We start from the raw sequence: 17087 nt of genomic DNA, 5'->3' as shown, positions 1-17087 counted from the left end.
GTTTTTCAGATTTGAACAAAAGATTTACATGAATAGACGAATACATGAAATTCTCTAATATATGTTTTTCTAAAATCTCATAAAAACATAATTCATTATAATGTCTTCTTTTTCTTAAACCAACTTCTTTTCTTTTTGATCTCTTTTTCTCATAAAAACCTTAACATGCTAACTATAGTATGTTGATTGTGCATTTTTATAAAAGTAGATTTGAACACATTAATTAGCAATGAACGAAAAACCACAAATATTAATCACATTTGGAAATAATGTGCGCCAAATAAGAATATCAAAAGGTCTTTCTCAAGAGCAATTGGCTCATCTTGCTGATGTTCATAGGACTTATATAGGGATGATTGAAAGAGCAGAAAAAAACATTACCCTAATTAATATTCAAAAAATTGCTAAAGGTCTTAATGTAAACTTAATCGACTTATTTAAGAATGACTGAAGAACAACTACAATACCTTACTGATAATATTTCAGCAATTAATGGCGTAAATTTCGACCCTGCTCACGTAGGCAATGATGGCACACGCTTATTTGGCTCTAAAACTGACTTTAAATCAACGATGAAAGCTTATTTCATAGAAAGATTGAGAGATGCATCATTCAATCAAACCTTACATCGTGAATTTAGAGCTGAAAATTATGTTAAGACAAGAATTTTAAACATAGCTAATCGGCATTTCATTTTAAAAGCCGATTTACATGCATATTACGACTCTATTTTACAGCAAAGCATAAGAGACGAAATTAACAAAACTGGATTCATTAACAATGCGATTGACTATATTAAAAATAATATGACTAATCAGCATCATTATAGATACACTACAACTAGTTTAAAAAAGATTTTAGAGAAACAATATGACTTCATTTTTTCAAATGGATTCCCAACTAATATTCAAAATATAAATAGTGGAGTAATGACAGCAAATGCTGGAGATAGCGCTCAGTTTTTATTTTTAGCAAGAGCTATATTAGCAGGCTTTAACTGTTCCAATGTTGATGTTAGATCTAGTAAATATGATGCCGTAGTTGACTACAACAATACTCTCCTAAGAATTCAAATAAAAGGCGCTTCAGGAAGCTCGATAAGCTTCAAAGACAGAGATAGAGGGGGACAAGGAATAGACCATCACCATTTGAGAAATCAAGGTCAAAGAATTACAGCTGAACACTGTGATATTTATGTAGCCGTGGATAAGCAAGTTGGGATATGCTATCTAATTCCCATGAGTTATGTAGAACAAATTGATGACGCAAATATTACAAGCGTGAGCTTAACTACTCTTGATAGATTTAAAGAGAACTGGGATGTAATATCAGAAGTAGCAATTGAAAAAAGTAATGGCATATGAAACTAACTTATTCAACTGAAAACGGAAGAAACAACTATCACTCAAATTCCAAAAAGACATTTTCGGGTTCTCCCTTAACACCTGCCGACATAAAAAAAGCATTTGATTTTGCATACGAAATGTGCTTAGGTACTGGTCATCACCGCGCCCATAGATCGGGTGGTCAGTACGATAGAAGCAATAGTGAAAAATTCTGTAATACATTCCAAGGCAAATTGGCTGAGATTGTAGTTTACAATTATTTTAAATCACACAGCTTAGAAGCAAACGAACCCGATTTTGAAATATACGGCGAGCGTGTTTGGGATGATTCTGATATAGAGATCAAAGGCAAAAAGATTAATGTAAAATCAGCCGCTTTTTTTTCGAATCTTGAACTTTTAGAAACAAGAGATTGGAATACAAATGGCGAATACATTCCTAATTTAGCAACAGAAAAAACTAGCACATACGATTACTTTATTTTAACAAGAATAAAACCTGATTTGAAATCTGTATTTCGAGAAAACAACCTATTCAACGGTAACACTTTTGATAAAGCTAAAATCGAAGCAATTGTAATGGGACAAGTTTTTACTGCCGATATACCTGGCTATATTACCCATGCAGACTTAATTAGTGTAATAGCAAATAAAGATATACTACCGCAAAACTCTTACCTCAACGGGAAAGTCAGAATGGATGCTGAAAATTATTATATTCAATGTGGAGATATGCGTAATACACCAAATTTAATAACAGAACTACATTCTATAACTCAACCTCAGTAGGCGCTAAAACATTATTTAAAACTTTTTTAATGTTCTTGGAAATTGCTTCAATTACAGGCACACTCACAGAGTTACCAGCTTGCTTATATAAACTGGAATTAGCTAACCGTACTGGAATTTTGAAGGAATCAGGAAAACCTTGAAATCTAAGACATTCTCTTGGCGTTAACTTCCTAAAGCCGTAATCGGTCAAAATAAGAGGTACATTATGCCCACCAGTTCCCATATTAGCAGTTAGTGTTGGGCAAACATTCGATTTATTTTCTCTAACATATTGCCTTCTAAATTGATAAACTGTATCTTTTGATGTAATAGTTTCTTTCAACATATCAAACATATATTTATCTTCATTATAATAGAACGCATCATCAACCTTATCCTCAATTAATAAGTCCCTTATTGTCTTTGTCAATTCTTCTTTTTTCGGAAATTCGAATATCTCTTCTGCATTTGGATATTCATCTAAATCAAAAGCTATCATAAATATTCTTTCCCTATTATGAGGAATATTACCATAGTCTTTTGTATTCAAAACCCTTGCTTGAAAAGAATAATTTCTTTCTCTCAAAGAAGATTCAATGACTTGCATTGTTTTACCATGATCGTGATTGACAAGATTTTTAACGTTTTCCAAGAACACAACCTTAGGCCTCATAGTATCAACAAAATCTAATATTCGAAAAAAATGATTCCCTCTATTATCATTAAATCCTTTTCTATAACCTGCAACCGAAAATGGTTGACAAGGAAATCCTGCAGTCAAAATATCTACTCTAGGAATATTATCTAAATCTAGTTGTAAAACATCCCCCTCAATAAGCTCATGCTTAAAATTTTCACGATAAGTTACACAAGCTGATTTATCATATTCATTTGCCCAAAGTAAATCAAATCCTGAATTTTTAAATCCCATACAAATACCACCAATACCTGCGTATAAACTCCCCACTTTAAACTTTTTACTCATATTTGTTTATTTTTATCGCTAATTATAGTATGCGTATTTATCTTTAAAATACAAATATACAATGAATCATATATATAAACCCTTATGCAATAAAATTTAAATTTTAATCACTTTAAAACTGTATTTTAATAATTTGATTATAAAATATTTATAATGAATAATTGAATATAGAAATTAAATTCTAAAATTAATTCACTTGATTGACACTTAATAAATATTACTGCTGGATTTCTCTATCAAAAAAAATATTTTAATTTAATTGAATCTCCTATATAAAATTAGAAAATTATCCATTTATTGTGAATTCAAATCAATACAACTGTTTAAAATCGCAATGAGTTGAGATTTTGGCTCATAATTAGCCAATGCTTCAGTGGTTACAACATTTTCCCAATCGCTTTTTTTCGGGTTAAACTCCCATTCCTCAAAATGAGTTAAGATTTTTGGCTCTTGATGTGCTGGAACTGCCTCTTTATCGGCATTAAACCCAAAACGTTCAAAAATCCGCTTACCTTTCATTGCTGTTAAAATATTATCTAAAGCCGAAATATAAATCTGATATGAATTGTCATACTTGTTTTTCTTTTTCATATCAGGTTCAGTAAATATTTTACTTCCATATTTTATAATTTCAATTAAATTGGTTTCAACATCAAAAACCTTTCTAATATCCTGACCTAATCGATTAGTAAATTTTGGTGTCCAAATTTTCAACCATTCTTTTACTATTAGTTCTCCGATTTCTTCATTGGCAACAATCAAATGCAAATGGGGATTATAAGTTTGTTTTGTTGGATTAAAATTACATTCTAAAGATTTTACCCCAATAAGCTTTATTCCGTTACCTCTTTGATGTCTTTTCTTATGCTTAGCTCTTATTTTTGAGAATCCTTGCAATACTTTTCCAATCATTACTTTGAGCCTATTAGCTTTGCAGGATTTTACCGTTAAGGTTACAAAGTAAGGTTCTTGCCATTCTTTTATAATTGGCAAATACTTGTTTATTATTTCGGCTTTACGAATACTACAACAAAGCGTGCAAAATCTGTTTTTACAATACTTGCCGTAAAATTTCCCCTCAGCACTAATAATTTTGCTCTGACAATAGTACGTATTCCAGTATGAATTTTGTTTTTCTGTGTCGCCCTTTAGCTTGGCAACATCCATCAAACTTAAAATCATAGCCTGTGTAATGGTTTTACGTTTTGCTCTACCTTTTAATCCATCATTATTATTCAAATCTGAGCCGTTCCCTGTTACGATTGCTTGTTTTTGTCCCGTTTTATTTGTCCCGTTTTGTCCTAATGTATTGAATTGCCTTTGCAAACAATTCTCTAAAAGTGGATTTTGGGGCGTTGTCTGTCCGTTTTCCATATCAAAAAAAATAATGATTATTTGAAAAAACTGTATCTTTACATAGTCTTACGATGCCAGTTAAGACGAACTTTTGAACAATGCATGAGCGCACCTTGAACAAGTGCGCTTTTTTATTAGCTACACTCATTTTTATACATTTAGTGGTTTTAGACTTGCTTCGATTTCGGAGCGTAAAAAATAAACCCTTGAACCCAAACCAAGCGGATTGAGTTTTTTAGACTTGCACCAATTGTGAACCGTTGACAAATCCACGTTGAACATTTGCGCCACTTCTTGACGGGTTAAATATTCATTAGGTTGTTTAGGGGTGTAGTGTTTTAGAAATTCTTCTAATTGAGCTTTTACTCCAGCGGTTATTTCGCTTTTAAGTTCTTCAGGAGTAGTTTGAATAAATTGTACTGTTGCCATAACTAAGAGTTTAATGTTATGGCGTAAAATTCAATCTATTTGAGCACGTTAAAAGGTTACTAACGTGCAAGTAACGTATGTTATTTCCTCTTTTCTAATGTAATATAGTCGAAAAGAGATTTTTTTAATTTATCCAAGAATAAAGTTTCACTACCATTATTTCTCTTCTTAATATCGTTAATTAATTTACTCGGATTCTTAATTTCGATACTAAAAATAGCTGATAAGTTTTTTATCAATTCTGATTGTGTTCCTTTAAGGTTTCCGTTTTCAATTAATGCCTTTATTAATTCTATAAAGTCCGTCTGCGTTCCGTTCCAAGTTACTTTAGTATTAACTTCTATAATTTGCTCGGGCTGTTTAGGGACTAATTCTTTTAATTTTCTATTTATTTGCATTTGTAATGCATATATATTCATAAATTCAAAAGGGTATAGAAATTGTTCATAGTTTATTGATGGAGCATCAGAGATTAAAGCACCGTTGCTTCGTAATTTGTTACGCATCTCTTTTTGTTTTTCCGTTAATTCTTCTTCACTTCTTCTTTTATTATAAGGTATTGGAATACCTCTCTTAGTATATTCTTCTATTTTTGAATTTATCTCTTCAGGGCTAAATTCTGCTTCTATAATATCTTTTTCAATAAATAAATAAAGCTCAATATCCTTACTTATACTTTTAAGTAAGTCAACATCATAGTTATTGGAAACCTCTTTTAAAAATACGGTAATCTCATATTCAGTACCCTCTCCGTTACGAATTGTATCTAATTTATCAAAAAACTCTTTTTCCGATTCTTCTTCAATTTTCGGGCTATTAAGATCCTCGATAAATTGCAAAATTTTTTCAAAACTTCTTTTTAATTTTTCTGCAAGTTCAAAATTATAGCGAACCTCATCTTTAAAAATTTTAAGATCCCTTCCATCATAATCGACTATACATGGCACTGACTCAACGGTGTGTATTTTATCAAAAACGGCATCAATTATATTACCATTATTTTGAGCCAATGTACGGAACTCGTCCAATGTATTATCTTTAGTGATAGTTACATTTTGTATACACTTTTTATATACTTGTCTTTGTTCTTTCCAAAAATCTACACATTCATTATCTTCGTAATCATCCAAAAATAAATGAAGATCATTTTGGTAATTTTCTGCAAATTCAGTTAATGTATAATAAATCTTCATGCAAAAAACATTTTTTTAGTTAGTAGTGCCGTTTTTAATAATTTTGAGAACTGGTTTTTTATCCATTTGCATATCTTCATAAAACTTTCTGAATAAGTCAGCATTACTGTCTTTATCTTCACGCTGGTTAATATATTGTAAAAACAGACTTTCTTTAGAATGTCCCGTAATATTTATCAATATAGGTGTTGGAATCTTTTTATAATAGTTTGTAGCAAAAGAACGACGGAAACAATGTGATGTTATCAATTCATATTTTGGATAAAATCCTAATTCTTTACGATTTAAATCTGTATTAAGTTTTCTTCCTTTGATAATAGTATTGATTCCTGCAATCTTACAAACTACTTTTATTAATTCGTTTAGTTTTTGATGCTGTATTTTTATAGGCAACTCATTTTCAACAATATCAATTGCGTAAGATGCAATTATCGGAATTGTGACATTTTTATTTGTTTTTTGCTGTAAAACATCAATATATATGCTATTGCCTTTATATCGGATGTTTTCATTTGTTATATTCAATAGATCGCCTCCACGTTGTCCAATCTCACAACCAAGTAAAATCCAATTTCGAGCATTATTTAATGTTGAGGTAGTTATTGCTAATCCGTTTGTTAATTCAGGATTTTCTTTTTTGAATTTGTCGAGGTCTTTCTGATTAGTGAAATCACTATTTTTTATTTGTTCCAGTTCTGCAAATGAGAGTGTTTGAATATATCTATCTTTATCATTCTCTCTAAAATTTTGAATTGTTTTTGAAAACGGTGTTACCTCAATTTCGTTTTCTCCAGCATCTTTACAAACGGTTTTCAAAGCTTCCAATAATCTGCCTGAATAGTTTGTTGAATACTTTTTAGTATTTACAAGCCAGTTAGTAAACTTATCTATAAAAGGTTTAGTAATTTCAACAAAACGAATTTGCCTTTTTATATGCGCTTCGTATTCCAAAACTCTGTTTTTAAAAATCTTATAATTTTTAATAGTTGTTGGTTTTAATCCGATCGTCACACTTCCATTAGACACTACTTTACGAGTGTTCGCATTATCAATGATATATTGAATATGATTAACTAATAATCCTGCATCAGTTTGAACAACCCTATTAAAACAATCGTTAATGTTTTTTTCTAGCCAATAGGAATCTATTAAAATACTGTTTGCCAAATCTTTGTTGAGGTTATTTAAGATAAATGTTTCCAACTTTTTGAGATTGTTAGACAACACCTTGTTTTCACTATTGTTTTGCTTTGGCAAGCTGGTTGCTTCGCTCCAGTCTTTAGGATTAATTGTAAATCCAGTACTTACTTCTAAGAATTTATTTCCTCTACCAGTTGATAGATATATTTTAATAGAAACATTTTTATTTGCTTTACTTCGTAATCTAAACTTTACCGATGCCATCTGATTTTGTTTTGAACATTTGAACAAAACAAAGATATTAAAAATGTTTGGCTGGTTTAGAAAATTGCCAAACATTTGCCAAACATTTCTACTATTTTATTAAATAGCATTCTATTTCACTACATTAATTTATCGCTTAAAAAATTGCTTAAACCATCGTAAATAATACAAATTAAGCGAACTTAGTCTTAATTTTAATAAGTAATCATAAAAAACAAGATCGAACGTTTTGGCGTGTAGGTTCGAGTCCTATTATCCGCACTAAAAGAAGCTTCTGAAGATTTTTCAGAAGCTTTTTTGTTTTTGGGATAATTTGAATATTATTAATCGATTTAAAACCATATTACAAACATTTTTTTTATATAAAGTAGAAAATCATAAATCTCAGAACAAGTAAAAACATTATAGATTTTCAGACCCAATCTAACCAAATTTATTACCTTTTTGTATTTATCCTTTTTTTCATTTAACCATTTTAGTCCTAAAATGATTTTATTTCGCCATCGTTTTTTTGAATAACTTATTACTTGTTGTACTTTCATTTGTGATATATTTAAAATTTCTTCACAAATATTCCAACAGTTTAATTTCCGATTTATGGTAATTTTTTCCGATTAATCGGAATTATCTAGAAAAAATTTATTCCTAATATTATAATATCGAGTTGGCCTCATTCCTCTATCATATTTCTTTGAAAAACTTTCTTTATCTAAAAACAATTGATAACAACCTTCATTTATATATTTATTATTAAACAACCATTCCATGAATTCCTTATGCATTACTCTTTTACCAATTAAATTTTCATCTTTCATTTTTTGAAAAATAAAAGAGTAATCTTGATAATAATCTGTTACTTCTTTTGCAAACTCATCAAACAAGTTAAATGCCTTATTATCGTTTCCAGTAAAAATATCAGGGTGATGATTCTTTTCTTCAAGTAAATTTACTTTACCTTCTGCTATAACTCCACTTAACTTTATAAATTCTAATAGTTGCACGCAAAAATTTACAAGCGTTTCATTTTTAAAGTTATAACTAAAATCATTCTGCAAAAATGTTGAGCCTATCTCACTTTTCTCAACTCCAAAAAAACAGAAACTTGCTCTATAATTTATAAAATTATAATATCCAGTACTATCTATAATTTGTTGTCTAGCATCTTCACCTTTAAAAATTTCTTTCTTGTCAGGGTGATTACGCAAATTATCAACGTAAAAATTATAAATCGCAATAGATAAATTATAAATGTTTGCAAGTTCATTTAGCAACAATAATTTATTATTTGAATTTTCTAATCTTGATGTATATTCACTTTTATAGCTTACAATTTTAAGCAATTCAACATCTGAAAATATAAAAATCTCATTACAATATCTAGGCAATCCCATTCCACTACCTAAATGTATTGTAGGATCCATTTGAGATCTAAAAATGATTTCAACAACTTTTAAATCTTTTAAAATTCTATCGTAAGTTGACATCAACCCTTCTTTTTCAACTATTTTTTTCTTCAAATTAAATTCCACAAAAAGCTCGTCGATTCTTTTTTCTAAAAATTGTTTATGATAAAAGATATATTCTTTTTGAACATCATTAAAGCTATTCTTTTGCGCATAATCACCAACCTTCTTTTTTATTTCACTCAAATTATCATTTAAACAAAAAATGAACTTTTCGAAAAAGTAATCACCTAAACTTGCTAAAGTCAACCCTATGTCCTTACTCAAAATATCATATAGATCTTTATATATTGTTTCCGTCCATTGTATATCTGGATAAAAAAACCTTATATAATTTGAATAAGCAATGCTTTGGTGCTCAAATTGTGCATTTTTCATATCAAACCAGCAATTAAAGATTTCTATTAGAAAATGAAAGTACAAAAATATTCTTTGAACAATCCAACCAATTTAATTATTAGTCACCTTTCTATATAAATTTGAAATTGAACGGTTATCACCTTGACGAAAGGAGCTTTTCAGCATCACCAACAGGTTGTCAAACTATGAAAAAATTGCGGAAATCACTCTGGAATTTTTTGTCGGTTTTGCTTTTAGTTTCTCCTTTCGTCGAAATGAAGATATTTTAGAACGTTATTTTCTCTTATTCAACTTCCAGATACGGATGCAAAATTTCGGCTAATTCATTCAGCCAATAAAAACCTTTTTCTAAGTTTTCTTTTTGAGCATAAACATATCCTCTTTCATCATCTTTCATAACAACTAAAGCAATTGCATAATTTAATTGCCGTATTGCTTTTGCCAAATCTTTAGCATCAATAACATTATTAAAAAAATCCAAGAGTCTTTTTTCTGTTTCTTTTGAAAGATCGTTTGTAGCCATTGTCTTATTTTTTATTTGAAGCAAATATAATAATTTGTATGCTAATTAGCCTACATGAACAAAATAAATCTTTCCACTTTTGAAATATGAATATTTCAGAAGAAACTTTTCTCGTTAATCTTGGTATTCACGTTAGACAATTACGTGAAAAGAAAGGCTTATCCCAACAAGGTTTAGCTGACGACTGTAATATTAACAAATCTCAAATAGCAAGATTAGAAGTTGCTAAAGTAAATACGGGCATAAAGACCCTTGCAAAAATTGCCAATGCTTTAGATGTTGAACTTAAAGAATTGTTTGACTTTCCTTTGAAATAAATCTTAAGATTTCCCCTAACCTCCAATGATTAAAACCAAAAAATTTCAACTTACAAAAAAAGAATATTTCATATTCCTCGTTAGACTTGAGTTAAAAAGACGAGGATGGTTATTTCTTTTTATGTGGATGTTTTCTGCATTCGTTCTTTTTACTGGAAAGAAAGATTCTTTTAGCATTTTTATTATAGTTGTTGGTTTTATGTATCCTATTCTTACGATTTATAAATATTGGATTTTTACAAATTCAAAAGACAATAAGATTATTTTCTACGAAAGACAACATGAAATATTCTCAGATAGAATTATTTCTGGAATGGGGGAAATATCTAATAGTACAGTTCCTATGCAAAATTTTGTAAAAGTTTTCGAACTAAATGACCTCTATCTTTTATACTACACCAAAGGACAAACAATCTTCCTTCCAAAACGAATTTTTAAAACTCAAGAAGATGAAAATTGGTTTAGAAATGAAGTTTTTTTGAAGATTAAAAACAAACAGATTTCGGCTAAAGCCCTTCCCTCTCAAACATAAAAAAACCTCCAGCTAAAGCAGGAGGCAATTCATTTAACTTTCTTATTCCATAAAGCATATCCTTCTAGTTTGTCATTCCGAGGAACGAGGAATCTCCACGAGAAGCTCTACAAAGATTGGCTTTTCGTTGCGGAGTTACTTACGGAGATTTGCTTCGCCTATTCGCTATCGCTCGAGTCTCCTTCGTCGAAATGACAAGATTGTGGTTACAATATGAAAAAAACCTTTGTCAAAGTTTAAAACTTTGACAAAGGTCTCGTATCACTTGGAATTTGGGATTTTAAAAAATTGGAATTTATTTCCCTAATAATTCTAAAATCTTATCCACATTGATTTCACTATAATCATTAATATAAAAATCGCATGGCGGAAGCTGTTCTTTTGTATGCGTGCTCAAAACGCCCACTACTTTCATTCCGGCATTTAGCCCTGCTGTAATACCCGAAAAAGAATCTTCGAAAACCACGCAATCAGAAGGAGAAACGCCAACTCTTTCTGCCGATTTTAAATATACTTCTGGATTTGGTTTATGAAACGTAACATCTTCACTTGACATCATCGAATCCATTTTTTCGCCTAGCTTCAAAGCATTTGCAATCAAATCAAGATTCGCACGAGGCGCAGATGTTGCAACTGCAGTTTTGAAACCACGAGATTTTAATTCGTTTAGAAAGTCCATATAGTACGGAATCGTTTCGACTTTGTCTTTGTAGATCTCACGAAACATCCCTTCTTTCTCATCTTCTAATCTTATCAGTTCTTCTCCCGCAATTGGGCGCTTGAAGAAATGCGTCATGATATAACTATTGTGTTTTCCGTACATATGTTCTTCAAATTCTTCTTTCGTGTACGGAATATTATATTTATCGAAAAACTTTTCAAAAGCGATTACATGATGCGGATTTGTATGCGAAATCACGCCATCCATATCAAAAATTACACATTGCTGGCTCATATACTTGTTTTGTTATTTTATTATCTTCAAATATACTGAATCGCTTTATCTACCTCTATTATATAAAATTAAATTTTGATTATTTTCGAGATAATTTACGTACGTTAATTCCGTTTTTTCTATTCTCGATCATAATAAGATCCCCATTTTCATCAAAAGCGATTCTTCCTATATTAGAGGTTAATGCTTCACCAACCAAACCATCTTTATATCCGCTAGGCCTATCACCTTCTCCTAATAAATATTTCCCTTTTCCGTCAGGCGTAATCTGTAAAATATTATTATTAGATGTCGATATGTATATAATGTCATTTTTATCTATAGCCAACCCTTGTGCGTCTTCTAAACCTACATACGGCACATAGACTCCATCTTGTTTTACCGTAATTTTAATTGTAGTTACAAGTCCTTCTGGTGTTATTTTTCGAATCCCTTCGGCACCAACATTTTCTTTCATGTATAAATTACCTCTACTATCCTTCGCCATAAACTGCGCAGAACTAAAACGTGCCTCTTCGCCTTTACCATCATTATGTCCCCATGCATCAGGTTTTCCAGCCAAAACAGTTGATGTCCCTTTTGGATTAAATTTTAATATGGATGTTGCATCAGAAATATACAAATTATCCTCTTTGTCAATAAGAAAACCAAAAGCCTGGCGTCCCATTTCTGCTTCTGTCAGATAAGTAGTCACTAAGCCGTCTGGAGTAATTTTTCTCAAAGTTCTATCATGAGAACCTGAAAAATATATATTTCCTTTAGAATCTGTATTTAAATCAACAATTGTTGTAAAAACAGCTTCTTCGCCCTGCCCATTTACATCTATCTCACTATATTCTCCAGATCCAGCAAGAACTGATACAACGCCATTTTTATCTACTTTTCTTATCTGATCAGATTCAAAACTTCCTACATATATATTTCCATTTCCGTCAATAGTCAATGCCGTAGGAAATAAATCTCTTGGCTTAAAGACCCCTGCCGCAACAGTACTTACTTTATCATATTGAATAATAGCTACATTTTCATTGTCATCACTCGAACAAGAAATCATTGTGATAGCAAATAGAAAGAATACAATTTTCCTCATAGGTTCTTAAGATTTTGGACTTGATTTTGAATTAGTTAAAACAAAACTAATAGAATAATCTTTCAAAAAACATTATTTCCAATAAAAAAACTACAATTTAACTTTCTTACCCAATCCAAATCTTACTTTTCACCAAAGTCATAGTCTGTCTCAAATGCTGATTACATGCAATAAGAATAATCAAAACCAACAAACCATAACCCACAATGGTGTAAATCTCCATATCGGCCAATAAAGTCGACTGTTTGGCAATGCTTCCAAAAATCTTTTTCATAGCTAGAACATTCGCATTATCTGCCGAATATCCTTTGGCAATAAAACTCTGTGTAGCATTTGCAATGTTTTGTTGCGCTTCGGGATTTTCGCCAGTCACAAACTGACTAAGTTTCAAAAAGTGTTTTTTGTTTAGAAATACAGTTGCATTCTGCATGACGCAAAAACCAATCGTGCTTCCCCAGAAACGTCCAGAAACGCCGACAATTCCAGAAGAAACCGCCATATTTGCAGGAACCGAAGAAGTAGTAAAGAGAATTAACGGAACAAATAACAATCCAACTCCGATGCCCTGCAAAAAGTACGGAACAATAATATCTGACAAAGCCACATCGGGCACAAAAAGAAACGTAAACCAAAAATGATACAAGGCAATTAGCGAAAAACCAATCAGAAAAATGATTTTGGTCGAAAGCGATTTCATCAAGAAAAAAGCCGCCAAAACCAATCCGATAATATTTCCGAGTCCGTTAATGTATTGCACGCCCGCAACTCGAGACGGATCCCAATTCCAAATCGAATACATCGCCGAATGGCAAAGACTCAGCGTTGCTCTGCTGATATAAAACAGGAAAAACAATAAAAACCCAATTCTTAGATTGGCATATTTAAAAACTTCAAAATTAAAAGTTGGCCTTTTAACCAAAAGCTCTTTGAAGATGAACAAACCTCCCGTAATAAGTGCCGTAATAAGCATTAAAACCATTTGAGAAGATTCGAACCAATATTTTTTCTCGGCATACACAAAAAAGTAGGCACCGCAAAGAATAGCTGTTAAAACCAAAAAATAGCTCATCCAGTCGATTTGATACAACGGAATTTTCTTTGTTGTTCGGTGCCCACGAAAAGTAACCAAGATTAAAAAGACATTTAAAACCTGCAGTCCGCCCGAAACATACAGCATGTATTTCCAGTCGTAATGATCCAGAAACCAAACCGCAATATTCATAATAAAAGGCGTAGACAACAGTAGAGAACCATAATAAAAGGAAAAACCAATTATAATGGCATTTTTAGAATCAAACTGCTCAATAAGCAATTGTCTGATGGTAATGGCAGGAAGCGCCATTAAGATTCCTTCGGCAACTCTCAGCAATAGAAAAACCGCAAAATTATCGACATAACCCGACGTCACAATCGTAACTCCAATTAAGGAATAAACGCCCATGAGGTAATTTTTGGCAGGGAAAAAACTCGAAAATCGGCTTTCTATAAGAATTGTCGCCAACAGAGTTCCATACGTAACGCACATCGCGTACTGCAAATCTTCGGGCTCAATGTCCAGAAAACTTGCCGCATACGTTACGTTTGACGTATAAACTCCCAATAAAATCATGGAATGCAAAAGGCAAACAAACAAAATTGTAATGATTGCCCATTTTGGAACCCATGATTTAAAAATACTTTTATCTTCCATTTTAGTGTGCTGCGATCACAGTAATATTCATTCCCGCTCTTAAAAAGTCGGCTTGTTTGTCGCTGTCCTTCAACTGAATTCTAACTGGAATTCTTTGTTCGATTTTTACGAAGTTACCCGTTGCATTATCTGGAGGAAGCAATGAAAATCTTGCCCCGCTCGCTGGCGATAAAGAAGCAATTGTACCAACAAAAGTTTTATCGCTCAAAGCATCGGCTTTAATTTCAACATCTTGCCCAACGGTTAAATATTGCAATTGCGTTTCTTTAAAATTCGCCGTAATCCATTTTTCTTTACTTACAATTGATAATAAAGACTGACCTTCTTTTACCAATTGTCCAGGCTGTAAAGTTCGTTTTCCAACCCAGCCATCATAAGGCGCTGTAATTATGGTGTACGAAAGAAATAAAGCAGCATTATCTGCAACAGCTTGTTTTGAAGCAATATTGGTTTGCGTTGTCGGAACATTTGCTTCGGCAACAGAAGTACTTAAAGCAGATGAATGAATTCTATTTTTCATTTCCTGAAAATGCGCCTGAGCCGATTCGTAATCTGCCTTTACTTTCTCTAATTGCTGAGAAGTAGCCGCTTCTTCGCTTACCAAAGCTTTGTATCTTTCGTATTCTAATTTGGTTTTCCAAAGATTCGATTTTGCAGCTTCTAATTGCGCTTCGTTAATCGCTGTTGCACTTGCCGTATTTATAGCATTTTTCTGCGCCACAACGCTATTTTGCTGTGCGTTTTGAACATCGGCAAGAGCCACATTCAATTTTGATTTATATTCACGATTGTCAATTACAACCAAAGTATCTCCTTTATGCACAAACTGATTTTCGTTAAAACGAACTTCCTGCACATAACCCGTAATACGCGACATAATTGGCGTTACATATTGTTCGACTTGCGCGTCATTGGTTTCTTCGTGATTTCTGTTGAACACATAAAACCAAATCCCTAAAATAACACCGCTTATAACAAGCACACACGCAATAATTGTTATTAGTATATGAAACGTTTTATTTCTTCTAGTTTCATTTTTTATCTTAACCATCTTTTTCTTTTCTCTTTAACTTAGTTCTTCCTAAAAATCTTTCTTCTTGTCTCTTTCTTCTTAAGGCTTTAGCCCAGTCTTTCGCAATCTAGCTCTGCGGAAGCATTCCAGCCGTATGAAGCAGTTCGTAATGTTTTAAAACCGCATCCAATCTCGTAGAAATTTTGTTGTATTTCGCTTGAAGCAAAGCATTATCGGCATCAACCATTTCGGTAATTAAAACCAGCTGATTTAAGTATTTCAGCTTTACAATACGGTAATTTTCGTCAGCCAAATCCAGTGCTTTGTCCACAACAACGAACTTTTCAAGAATCTCCTGATATTGCGTATGCTCTTTATACAACTTGTCTTGAATTTCCTCTTTTACAATTTCATTCTGCATTTCCTGCCATTTGATTTTGGTGCTCGCCTGCTCCATTTTGGTTTTATTTTTATATAAAGACGAAAGATCAAAAGTGGCTTCAATACCTACCTGTCCTAAAGTATACAGATACGGATTAGGCGGAAAGAATTTATAGTTCGGATAATAAAAACCGTAATTCCCAAAGAAATGAACGCTTGGCAAATAGTTTCCTTTTACCATTTTTAGTTCGGTTTTACTGATATTCAATTCCTGACTAGCAATACGCATTTCTTCGTTTTGCAAAGCTTTATTCATATAAAAATCATACGGATCCAAACCGTTCATTTCGTCCAAACTCGACGTTGTATCGATTGCAATTTCTTCGTTTTCTGGAATCTGGATCAGCGTTTTCAGATCGTGAAGTGCGATTTTAATGTTTTTGGAGTTAGTTAACGCATTCAATTCGCGATCTGAAAGCTGTAATTCGGCACGAATAACTTCGTTTTTCGTAACCGTTCCATGTTTTTGAAGCGATTGCACTTCTTTCAATCGGCTCTTTTCTTCTTTGATGTTTTCTTCGAATATTTTCTGAAGTTCCATCATTTTATAAATTGCCAAGTAGTTTGCCACCACTTCAAGTTCGATATCATTTTCAGCCTTTTCGGTTTTTATTTTAGCTATTTCGCTTTCCTGATTGGCAATTTTGATGGCATTATTGATCTTATTTCCGGCATAAATTGGCATTTTAAAAGTCGAATTGACCTCATAAATTTCAGGAATTGCCGGTGTAACTTCTTTGTCTTTTAAAAACCCGCTTCCTTTGAATTCGGTAATATTCGTAATTCGAGAATACATGCCGTTTAACTGTACGTCTGGCAGTCGGAGTTCTTTTCTTTCTTTGATATTCTGCTCTGAGAGCGTGACCTCCAATTGAGATCTGAGGATTTTTTTGTTGTTTTCTTTAGCCAGCTTCAAAGCTTCTTGCAATGAAACAGTATGAACTTCCTGCGCTTGTAAGCCATTGAATGCTAATACAATTAAGAATAACAGCAGGATTCTGGAAAAACAATCGTCTGTAGAATTTGTTGTTTTAAGGAACATGAATAATTAAATATTTGATGCTGCAAAGTTCCTTCATTTTTCTGGTGACTGATAATTCTAAAAAGCCAAGAACATATTCATTTCAGACAAATGTTAAAATCGTGTTTTTCGAAAACGTTATATTAAGATACTGAAAAACAATTTATTACAAAATAGATTTTGATTGTGATTATTTTTTG

17 protein-coding genes are annotated in these 17087 nt (G+C 32.0%); 5 read left to right on the top strand and 12 right to left on the bottom strand.

Going from position 1 to position 17087, the window contains the following annotated elements:
- The first annotated feature begins 229 nt into the window (after positions 1 to 229).
- From OZP10_RS10670 to OZP10_RS10660, 3 genes are read left to right on the top strand one after another with little or no spacing between them, the layout of a single operon-like run.
- Positions 230 to 451, top strand: coding sequence for a helix-turn-helix domain-containing protein (locus tag OZP10_RS10670; RefSeq protein WP_281634607.1), 222 nt, complete (start codon positions 230 to 232; stop codon positions 449 to 451).
- Entirely contained in the window at positions 444 to 1364 is a 921-nt protein-coding gene (locus OZP10_RS10665; RefSeq protein ID WP_281634606.1) for a hypothetical protein, read from the top strand. The genes OZP10_RS10670 and OZP10_RS10665 overlap by 8 nt, the downstream gene beginning before the upstream one ends.
- On the top strand, positions 1361 to 2134 hold the full coding sequence (locus OZP10_RS10660) for a hypothetical protein (RefSeq protein WP_281634605.1): 774 nt from the start codon (positions 1361 to 1363) through the stop codon (positions 2132 to 2134). The genes OZP10_RS10665 and OZP10_RS10660 overlap by 4 nt, the downstream gene beginning before the upstream one ends.
- On the opposite strand, the gene dcm is transcribed toward OZP10_RS10660, so the two are convergent.
- From dcm to OZP10_RS10625, 7 genes are all read right to left on the bottom strand, one after another.
- Complete coding sequence (gene dcm, locus OZP10_RS10655) at positions 2115 to 3101, bottom strand: DNA (cytosine-5-)-methyltransferase (RefSeq protein WP_281634604.1); 987 nt, start codon at positions 3099 to 3101, stop codon at positions 2115 to 2117. The two genes, OZP10_RS10660 and dcm, sit on opposite strands and share 20 nt — an antisense overlap.
- Before the next feature lie 294 nt (positions 3102 to 3395).
- On the bottom strand, positions 3396 to 4475 hold the full coding sequence (locus OZP10_RS10650; protein WP_281634603.1) for a protein rep: 1080 nt from the start codon (positions 4473 to 4475) through the stop codon (positions 3396 to 3398).
- A gap of 132 nt (positions 4476 to 4607) precedes the next feature.
- Positions 4608 to 4886 (bottom strand): helix-turn-helix domain-containing protein, encoded by a 279-nt coding sequence (locus tag OZP10_RS10645; protein ID WP_281634602.1) that lies wholly within the window; start codon positions 4884 to 4886, stop codon positions 4608 to 4610.
- Between the two features lie 80 nt (positions 4887 to 4966).
- On the bottom strand, positions 4967 to 6079 hold the full coding sequence (locus OZP10_RS10640) for an RteC domain-containing protein (protein WP_281634601.1): 1113 nt from the start codon (positions 6077 to 6079) through the stop codon (positions 4967 to 4969).
- Between the two features lie 15 nt (positions 6080 to 6094).
- The gene (locus OZP10_RS10635) at positions 6095 to 7483 is read right to left on the bottom strand and encodes a tyrosine-type recombinase/integrase (RefSeq protein WP_281634600.1); all 1389 of its coding nucleotides are present in this window, start codon (positions 7481 to 7483) and stop codon (positions 6095 to 6097) included.
- Between the two features lie 614 nt (positions 7484 to 8097).
- Positions 8098 to 9324 carry a hypothetical protein gene (locus OZP10_RS10630; RefSeq protein ID WP_281634599.1) on the bottom strand — a complete coding sequence of 409 codons (1227 nt, stop codon included), beginning with the start codon at positions 9322 to 9324 and terminating at the stop codon, positions 8098 to 8100.
- Between the two features lie 265 nt (positions 9325 to 9589).
- Positions 9590 to 9829, bottom strand: a complete 240-nt coding sequence (locus OZP10_RS10625; protein ID WP_281634598.1) for a hypothetical protein — start codon at positions 9827 to 9829, stop codon at positions 9590 to 9592.
- A gap of 86 nt (positions 9830 to 9915) precedes the next feature.
- Here OZP10_RS10625 and OZP10_RS10620 point away from each other — a divergent pair, with 86 nt between their 5' ends.
- The gene (locus tag OZP10_RS10620; protein WP_281634597.1) at positions 9916 to 10146 is read left to right on the top strand and encodes a helix-turn-helix domain-containing protein; all 231 of its coding nucleotides are present in this window, start codon (positions 9916 to 9918) and stop codon (positions 10144 to 10146) included.
- Between the two features lie 127 nt (positions 10147 to 10273).
- The gene (locus OZP10_RS10615; RefSeq protein WP_281634596.1) at positions 10274 to 10678 is read left to right on the top strand and encodes a YcxB family protein; all 405 of its coding nucleotides are present in this window, start codon (positions 10274 to 10276) and stop codon (positions 10676 to 10678) included.
- A gap of 295 nt (positions 10679 to 10973) precedes the next feature.
- Here OZP10_RS10615 and OZP10_RS10610 read toward each other — a convergent pair whose 3' ends face one another.
- From OZP10_RS10610 to OZP10_RS10590, 5 genes are all read right to left on the bottom strand, one after another.
- Positions 10974 to 11633, bottom strand: a complete 660-nt coding sequence (locus OZP10_RS10610) for an HAD family hydrolase (protein WP_281634595.1) — start codon at positions 11631 to 11633, stop codon at positions 10974 to 10976.
- A gap of 79 nt (positions 11634 to 11712) precedes the next feature.
- Positions 11713 to 12723, bottom strand: a complete 1011-nt coding sequence (locus tag OZP10_RS10605) for an NHL repeat-containing protein (protein WP_281634594.1) — start codon at positions 12721 to 12723, stop codon at positions 11713 to 11715.
- A 106-nt stretch (positions 12724 to 12829) separates the two neighbouring features.
- Positions 12830 to 14413 (bottom strand): MFS transporter, encoded by a 1584-nt coding sequence (locus OZP10_RS10600; protein WP_177211227.1) that lies wholly within the window; start codon positions 14411 to 14413, stop codon positions 12830 to 12832.
- Between the two features lies 1 nt (position 14414).
- Positions 14415 to 15464 (bottom strand): HlyD family secretion protein, encoded by a 1050-nt coding sequence (locus tag OZP10_RS10595; RefSeq protein ID WP_073408093.1) that lies wholly within the window; start codon positions 15462 to 15464, stop codon positions 14415 to 14417.
- A gap of 88 nt (positions 15465 to 15552) precedes the next feature.
- Complete coding sequence (locus OZP10_RS10590) at positions 15553 to 16908, bottom strand: TolC family protein (RefSeq protein WP_281634593.1); 1356 nt, start codon at positions 16906 to 16908, stop codon at positions 15553 to 15555.
- Between the last annotated feature and the right edge of the window lie 179 nt (positions 16909 to 17087).

The organism is Flavobacterium luteolum, assembly GCF_027111275.1.
Classification (GTDB): Bacteria; Bacteroidota; Bacteroidia; order Flavobacteriales; family Flavobacteriaceae; genus Flavobacterium; species Flavobacterium luteolum.
This window is presented reverse-complemented; position numbering and strand designations above follow the sequence as displayed.

What these genes read in the sequence shown, in the direction of transcription:
- OZP10_RS10670 (WP_281634607.1), top strand. Translation starts at nt 230, where the DNA reads ATGAACGAAAAACCACAAATATTAATCACATTTGGAAATAATGTGCGC.
- OZP10_RS10665 (WP_281634606.1), top strand. Translation starts at nt 444, where the DNA reads ATGACTGAAGAACAACTACAATACCTTACTGATAATATTTCAGCAATT.
- OZP10_RS10660 (WP_281634605.1), top strand. Translation starts at nt 1,361, where the DNA reads ATGAAACTAACTTATTCAACTGAAAACGGAAGAAACAACTATCACTCA.
- dcm (WP_281634604.1), bottom strand. Translation starts at nt 3,101, where the DNA reads ATGAGTAAAAAGTTTAAAGTGGGGAGTTTATACGCAGGTATTGGTGGT.
- OZP10_RS10650 (WP_281634603.1), bottom strand. Translation starts at nt 4,475, where the DNA reads ATGGAAAACGGACAGACAACGCCCCAAAATCCACTTTTAGAGAATTGT.
- OZP10_RS10645 (WP_281634602.1), bottom strand. Translation starts at nt 4,886, where the DNA reads ATGGCAACAGTACAATTTATTCAAACTACTCCTGAAGAACTTAAAAGC.
- OZP10_RS10640 (WP_281634601.1), bottom strand. Translation starts at nt 6,079, where the DNA reads ATGAAGATTTATTATACATTAACTGAATTTGCAGAAAATTACCAAAAT.
- OZP10_RS10635 (WP_281634600.1), bottom strand. Translation starts at nt 7,483, where the DNA reads ATGGCATCGGTAAAGTTTAGATTACGAAGTAAAGCAAATAAAAATGTT.
- OZP10_RS10630 (WP_281634599.1), bottom strand. Translation starts at nt 9,324, where the DNA reads ATGAAAAATGCACAATTTGAGCACCAAAGCATTGCTTATTCAAATTAT.
- OZP10_RS10625 (WP_281634598.1), bottom strand. Translation starts at nt 9,829, where the DNA reads ATGGCTACAAACGATCTTTCAAAAGAAACAGAAAAAAGACTCTTGGAT.
- OZP10_RS10620 (WP_281634597.1), top strand. Translation starts at nt 9,916, where the DNA reads ATGAATATTTCAGAAGAAACTTTTCTCGTTAATCTTGGTATTCACGTT.
- OZP10_RS10615 (WP_281634596.1), top strand. Translation starts at nt 10,274, where the DNA reads ATGTTTTCTGCATTCGTTCTTTTTACTGGAAAGAAAGATTCTTTTAGC.
- OZP10_RS10610 (WP_281634595.1), bottom strand. Translation starts at nt 11,633, where the DNA reads ATGAGCCAGCAATGTGTAATTTTTGATATGGATGGCGTGATTTCGCAT.
- OZP10_RS10605 (WP_281634594.1), bottom strand. Translation starts at nt 12,723, where the DNA reads ATGAGGAAAATTGTATTCTTTCTATTTGCTATCACAATGATTTCTTGT.
- OZP10_RS10600 (WP_177211227.1), bottom strand. Translation starts at nt 14,413, where the DNA reads ATGGAAGATAAAAGTATTTTTAAATCATGGGTTCCAAAATGGGCAATC.
- OZP10_RS10595 (WP_073408093.1), bottom strand. Translation starts at nt 15,464, where the DNA reads ATGGTTAAGATAAAAAATGAAACTAGAAGAAATAAAACGTTTCATATA.
- OZP10_RS10590 (WP_281634593.1), bottom strand. Translation starts at nt 16,908, where the DNA reads ATGTTCCTTAAAACAACAAATTCTACAGACGATTGTTTTTCCAGAATC.